Raw genomic sequence first — 6450 nt, forward strand, 5'->3', positions numbered from 1 at the left:
CATGGAGCCGCGTTTCGCCATCCTGGCCGTCTGCACGGCCAACATCTGCCGCTCGCCGTTCATCGAGGCGGTGCTGCGCGACCGGCTGGACCGCGAGCACTTCGAGGTCGCCAGCGCCGGCGTGCGCGGTTGGACCGATCACCCGATGGACGCGATGTCGGCGATGGAACTGATGCGCTTCGGCCTGGAGCCGGGGACCTTCCGCTCGCATCCGCTGGACGACTATTTCATCGATTCGGCGAGCCTGGTGCTCACCGCCACGACCGCGCACCGCGCGTCGATCCTCGGGTCGTCGCCGCACGCGCTGCGCCGGGTCTTCACGCTGCTGGAGTTCGCGCAGTTGGTCAGCGTGGTTGAGTGCGACGGGGGGCCGGCCGAGCTGGTCGCCGAGGCGGCGCGGTTTCGCAACCGGGCCAAGCAGGAGTTGGATATCGCCGACCCGTACCGCCGCAAGCCTGCGGTCTACCGGGCCGCAGCCGAGCAGATGCATGCCGCCTGTGTGACCGTGGCCGACCACCTCAACGTCGCCGCCCGGTCCGCCGCCGTCCGCTCGTAAGGGGCGGGAGCCGCTCATTGAGGTGCGAGCTAGCGAGCCTCGAAATGACCCGCCTCAGCGGCGGCGGTGTCTCCGGGGGCGGCGCGGTGCGGCGGTCTCACGGGCGAAGAACTCCGGCCCGTAGCCGCTGCCGTAGCCGTAGCGCGAGGTGCTGCGCCGGGGGGTCATGGTGATGACCGTGCCGAGCACCCGCGCTCCGACGGCCTGCAGTCGGTCGGCGGCCGCCTTCAGCTCGTCAAGACGGGTGCGTCCGTGCCGCACGATGACGAGGGCACCGTCGGACAGGGCCGCCAGCAGGGCACCGTCGGTGACCGCGAGCAGCGGGGGGGCGTCGATGAGGATGAGGTCGTAGCGTTCGGTCAGCCGCCCGACGAGCGAGAGCATCGCCTCGGTCTGCAGCAGTTCCGACGGGTTCGGCGGCAGCGTGCCGCTGGTCAGGATATCCAGCCCTGGGGTGCGAGTGGCCTGGATCGCCGACTCCGGCGCGACGCGGCCCACCAGTGCCGTCGTCAGGCCGATGGTGCGTTCGACACCGAACAATGTGTCGAGGCGGGGCTTGCGCAGGTCGCCGTCGATGAGCAGGACCCGGCGGCCGGTCTCGGCCAGCGCGATGGCCAGCGACGAGGTCGTGGTCGACTTGCCCTCGCCGGGCAGCGAACTGGTGACCGTGATGACCTGTTGCGGGGTGTCGACGTCGAGGAACTGCAAGTTGGTGCGCAGGATGCGCATGGACTCGCGCCGCGGGTGATGCGAGTCCAGCTGCGACAGCAGCGGCTTGGTCGCCATCTCCGGGTCGTGCGCGACCGTGCCGAGGACCGGGGCGTCGGTCAGGGATTTCGCGTCATCGGCCGTGCCCACGACTGCGGGAGCGCCCGAGCGTGCCAGGGCGATGAGGGCACCGAGGAGCAGTCCCGCCAGTGCGCCCACGGCCAGGCCGAGGCCCCAGCGGGGGCTGGTCGGCGATGTGCCGGCCGAGGCTGACGACACCGTAGTCACGGTCAGCCCCGGCTCGGGGGCCTGCTCGCTCACCAGCGCGGTGAACGCCTCGACGACCGCCCGCGTCCGGGCAGCGGCCTCGTCGGCCGAGGGGCCGTCGACCTCGATGACGATGGCGTCGGTCCCCGGTCGCGGCGTGGCGCGTACCTCGGCCCCGTCGATCCCTGCCTCGGCGGCCAGATCGTCGCCTTCGAGCAGCGCGGCGTACGACCCGACGACCCGTGCACCCGGCGACCGCAGTGCCCCGTCACCGGAGGCGGGAGCCTTCTGCACGAGGATCTCGGCGATGCCGGTGTACTGGGGCGTCGGGAAGGTCAGCGCGAGCGCGGCGACGGCCACGCCGACCAGGCTCGTGACGAGCACGAGGGGCCAGCGGCCGATGATGGCGCTGAGCATGTGACGCACGTGTCTGTCTCCCGATGGCGTATGAGGCGTGCCGGAACACTACGGTAAGGGAATGGGCCGATGCCGCCCAACTCTCGCCGAGCACAACGGAGCACCATGAGTTCTTCACCGTCCACCTTCGCCGAGCTGGGTCTGTCTGCCGAGCTGGTGACGGTGTTGGCCGACCTCGGCTACGAGACGCCCACGCCGATCCAGGCACGCGCGATCCCCGAACTGCAGAACGGCCGCGATGTGGTCGGGCTGGCGCAGACCGGCACCGGCAAGACCGCCGCCTTCGCCCTGCCCATGCTCGACGCGCTGGACCCCGACCAGGCCGAGACGCAGGCCCTCATCCTCGCGCCGACGCGCGAGCTCGCCCTGCAGGTCGCCGACGCGGTGACGAGCTATGCGGCCCGGCTGCCGGGTATCCGGGTGCTCCCGGTCTACGGCGGCCAGGGCTATGCGGCCCAGTTGCGCGGGCTGGAGCGCGGCGCGCACGTGGTCGTCGGCACGCCGGGACGGGTCATCGACCACCTCGACCGCGGCAGCCTGGAACTGTCCGGGCTGGCCCACCTCGTGCTCGACGAGGCCGACGAGATGCTGACGATGGGCTTCGCCGAGGACGTCGAGCGCATCCTGGCCGACACCCCCGACGACAAGCAGGTCGCGCTGTTCTCGGCCACGATGCCCCCCGCGATCCGGCGCCTGGCCAAGAAGTACCTCCACGATCCGGTCGACGTGTCCATCGACGCGAAGATCCGCTCCACCACGACCGTCCGCCAGCGCTGGATGGGCGTGCACCACCACGGCAAGTTCGACGCCCTGACCCGGCTGCTGGAGGTCGAGTCCGGTGACGGGCTGCTGATCTTCGTGCGCACCAAGCAGGCCACCGAGGACCTCGCCGAGCGGCTGCGCGGGCGTGGCTTCGACGCTGCGGCGCTCAACGGCGACTTGGTGCAGGCCCAGCGTGAGCGCATCGTCGGCGGGTTGAAGTCGGGGTCCGTCGACATCGTCGTGGCGACCGATGTGGCCGCGCGCGGCCTGGACGTGGATCGCATCACGCACGTCATCAACTACGACATCCCGCACGACACCGAGGCCTACGTCCACCGCATCGGCCGCACCGGGCGGGCCGGGCGCTCCGGCGAGGCCATCGTCTTCGTCACGCCTCGCGAGCGGCGCATGCTGTCGGCCCTGGAGAAGGTCTCCGGCGGCACGCTGGCGCAGATGGCGGTGCCGTCGCCCGACGAGGTCAACAGCCGCCGCGCCGAACGGTTCACGCAGTCGATCACCGAGAATCTCGGGTCGCCCCAGTTTCACGCCTTCCGGTCGCTGGTGGAGCAGTACGCGAGCGAGCACGGCGTGGACATGGCCGACATCGCGGCGGCGCTGGCGGTGCTCGGCGCGGACGATCCGGACTTCTTCGTGCGCCCCGACGCCCCCGAGCCGAGCCGGGGACCGTCCGAACGGCGCGAGCGGGCACCTCGGAGCGAGCGCGCCGACCGGGGGGAGCGCGGCGAGTCCGGCGGCCAGTGGAAGCGTTACCGGCTGGCGGTCGGCAAGCGCCAGAAGATCGGGCCGTCGGCCATCGTCGGCGCACTGGCGAACGAGGGCGGTCTGAAGAAGTCGGACTTCGGCAAGATCACCCTCGGCATGGATCACGCCATCGTCGAACTGACTGCGGACCTGCCAGATGCGGTTTTCGAGGCGCTGACCGACACCCGGATCTCCGGCAAGAAGATCGACTTGCGTCCCGACGACGGACCCCCGCAGCGCCGCTCCTCGGGGCACCGGGGTCAGCGCGACGACCGTCGCCCGGCATCGAAGGGCCGCAAGCCCCGCCATCCCAAGCAGTCCCGCAGGTAGAACCCCCAGCGGCGTCGCTGACTGCGGTGAGGGGCGCGGTGCGGCCCGCCTCCTACGATGGAGCGCATGTATCGGCTCCGTAACGCCACCCGTGGCTACGACTGGGGATCGGCGACGGAGATCCAGGGTTTCCTCGGCGGGACCGCCGATCCCGGACGGCTGGCCGAGGTGTGGATGGGCACGCACGAGCTGGGGCCGTCGACCGTTGAGATCGACGGGGCGGAGCGTTCGCTGACCGAGGTGGCCGGGCCGCTGCCGCTGATGATGAAGATCCTGGCGGCCGACCGGCCGCTGTCGCTGCAGGTCCATCCCAATGCCCAACTCGCTCGGGCCGGCTATGCCGCCGAGAACGCTGCGGGCATCCCGCTCGACGCGCCGCACCGGAGTTACAAGGATCCCTGGCATAAGCCGGAGATGGTTTACGCGCTGACCACCTTCGACACGCTGGTCGGCTTCCGTCCCACGGCCGAGATCCTGCGGGTGCTCGATGCGGTCAACACGCCGCTGACCCGGTACCTGGCCGACGAACTGCGACTCAAGCCCGGCTTCGACGGCATCGTGCGCATCCTGGAACTGGTGGTGTCGAATCCGCCCTCGGTCGGCGAGGTGGACGAGGTCGTCGCGTCGTGCCGCTCCCTGGTGGCCCAGCACGTCGACGTCAAGCGCGCCTACACGACGCTGCTGGAGGTCGCCGAGCATTTCCCCCGCGATCCCGGACTCGTCCTCGTGCTGCTGCTGAACCGGCTCACGCTGCAGCCGGGAGAGGCGGCCTTTCTCGGTGCGGGCATCATCCATGCGCACCTGCGCGGTATGTGCATCGAGGTGATGACCTCCTCGGACAATGTGCTGCGCGCGGGCCTGACCAGCAAGCACGTCGATCCGCTCGGCCTGGTGACCTGTCTCGAACGCGGGATGTCGCGTCTGGCGAGGATCACCCCCGATGTCGTCGGCACCGAGACGGAGGTCTTCGCGCCGGAGGTGGAGGAGTTCGCGCTGGCGGTGACCCAGGTGGCCGCGTCCGACGCGGAGGGGACCGCGCTGTACGGCCGGGGCCACCGGATCGCGCTGTGTACCGGCGGCGCGGTCGAGCTGGTCGCCTCCGACGGGTCGCGGCTGCCCTTGGTGCGCGGCGACTCGGTCTACGTGGCACCCGGTGACGGCCTGGTGCGGGTAATCGGCACCGGCGAGGTGGCCGTGGCCTTCGCGCCGTCGGACGAGACCGCTGCGGCCCGCCTCATCGATCTGGTCTGATCCACGGGTCCCTGAGGTGCGCCGTGCGCGCACTTCACCAGGCAAGAGCGGTGCCCGGTCATTGAGGTGCGACGAGCCTCGAAATGACCCAAACAGTGGGCCGTTGTTGTGGGTCCCTTCGAGCCTCGCTCCTTCCTCGCGGGTCCTGAGGCGCGAGGGGCCTTGAGGGCTAGCCCCGAGCTGTCACACCAGATCGTCGCGGCCGCGGGTGTGGAGGGCGGCCGGGATCTCCTTGACGCGCTGGGCGTGCTCGCGCGTGGTCACCAGGATCGCGTCGGGGGTGTCGACGACGATGACGTCGCGCAGGCCGACCACGGCGACGGTCCGCCCCCGCGCGGACAGCACCAGGCCGTCGGCATCCACGAAGACCGCCTCGGCGCTGGAGGCCACGCCCAGGTCGGCCAGTGCGGCGAAGTCGCCGATGTCGTTCCAGCCGAAGGCTCCCGGCACGACCGCCATTCCGCCTTCGAGCGAGACCGGCTCGGCGACGGCATGGTCGATGGCGATCTTCGTCAGGCTCGGCCAGACACGCTCCATCACGGCGTCGCGCTCGGGGGTATCCCAAGCGCGGGCAATCTCCCGCACGCCCGCGTGCAGGGTGGGCTGCAGCCGCGCGAGATGGTCAAGGAGCACCTGCGCGCGCACCACGAACATGCCCGCGTTCCAACTGAAGGCACCGCTGGCGACATAGGCCTCGGCGGTCGCGCGGTCGGGCTTCTCGACGAAGCGCCGCACCGCGTGGGCATCGCCCGCCCCCTCGATCCCCAGGGCATCGCCGCGCTCGATGTAGCCGAACGCCGTCGACGGCCCGGTGGGCGTGATGCCGACCGTGACCAGTAACCCGGTGCGCGCTGCGGCGATGGCCTGTTCGATGGCGGCGGCGAAGGCGAAGGCGTCGTCGATCACGTGGTCGGCGGCGAAGGACCCGATGATCGCCTCCGGATCGGACTCGGCGATGATCGCCGCCGCCACGGCGATGGCCGGCATCGAGTCGCGCGGTGACGGCTCGGTGATGAGATGCGGGACACCGGGCAGTTGCTCGCGCACGGCGTCCGCGTGGGCGGTGCCCGTCACGATGTGCATGCCGTGGACGCCGCTGAGGGGAATGAGCCGGTCCACGGTCTGCTGCAGGAGGGTGAGTCCCTCGCCGGTGCCGGTGGGATCGAGCAGGAACTTCGGCCGGGAACGGCGCGACAACGGCCACAGGCGTGTACCCGCTCCGCCCGCAGGCACGATCGCGTGGAAGGAGGGATCGGGGCGCTCGGTCACGTCCGTCAGCGTAGTGCGGCCCTAGATGATTGATGCGGGGAGATAAGGCCTTCGGCGTGGCTGCGTGACCTCATAGACCAGGGTGTCCAGACTCAGCGTTGCTTACCCGAACGCCGAACCCCTGAAGG

The 6450-nt window shown here is 70.8% G+C and carries 5 protein-coding genes; 3 read left to right on the forward strand and 2 right to left on the reverse strand.

The annotated features are described in order from the left end of the window. Position 1 precedes the first annotated feature (1 nt). Complete coding sequence (locus tag QM597_RS02125) at positions 2-556, forward strand: hypothetical protein (RefSeq protein ID WP_415003223.1); 555 nt, start codon at positions 2-4, stop codon at positions 554-556. 54 nt (positions 557-610) lie between these two features. Here QM597_RS02125 and QM597_RS02130 read toward each other — a convergent pair whose 3' ends face one another. Beyond that, positions 611-1948, reverse strand: coding sequence for a polysaccharide biosynthesis tyrosine autokinase (locus tag QM597_RS02130; protein ID WP_415003227.1), 1338 nt, complete (start codon positions 1946-1948; stop codon positions 611-613). A 105-nt stretch (positions 1949-2053) separates the two neighbouring features. Between QM597_RS02130 and QM597_RS02135 the strand changes: the two genes are divergently transcribed. Together QM597_RS02135 and manA are read left to right on the forward strand one after the other, a co-directional pair. Further along, positions 2054-3802, forward strand: a complete 1749-nt coding sequence (locus QM597_RS02135; RefSeq protein ID WP_415003224.1) for a DEAD/DEAH box helicase — start codon at positions 2054-2056, stop codon at positions 3800-3802. A 66-nt stretch (positions 3803-3868) separates the two neighbouring features. After that, on the forward strand, positions 3869-5053 hold the full coding sequence (gene manA / locus QM597_RS02140) for a mannose-6-phosphate isomerase, class I (RefSeq protein WP_415003225.1): 1185 nt from the start codon (positions 3869-3871) through the stop codon (positions 5051-5053). Positions 5054-5236: 183 nt separating this feature from the next. Here manA and QM597_RS02145 read toward each other — a convergent pair whose 3' ends face one another. Beyond that, the gene (locus QM597_RS02145) at positions 5237-6322 is read right to left on the reverse strand and encodes a mannose-1-phosphate guanylyltransferase (RefSeq protein WP_415003226.1); all 1086 of its coding nucleotides are present in this window, start codon (positions 6320-6322) and stop codon (positions 5237-5239) included. Positions 6323-6450 lie beyond the last annotated feature (128 nt).

This window comes from Aeromicrobium sp. (assembly GCF_047607065.1).
Taxonomy (GTDB): Bacteria; Actinomycetota; Actinomycetes; order Propionibacteriales; family Nocardioidaceae; genus Aeromicrobium.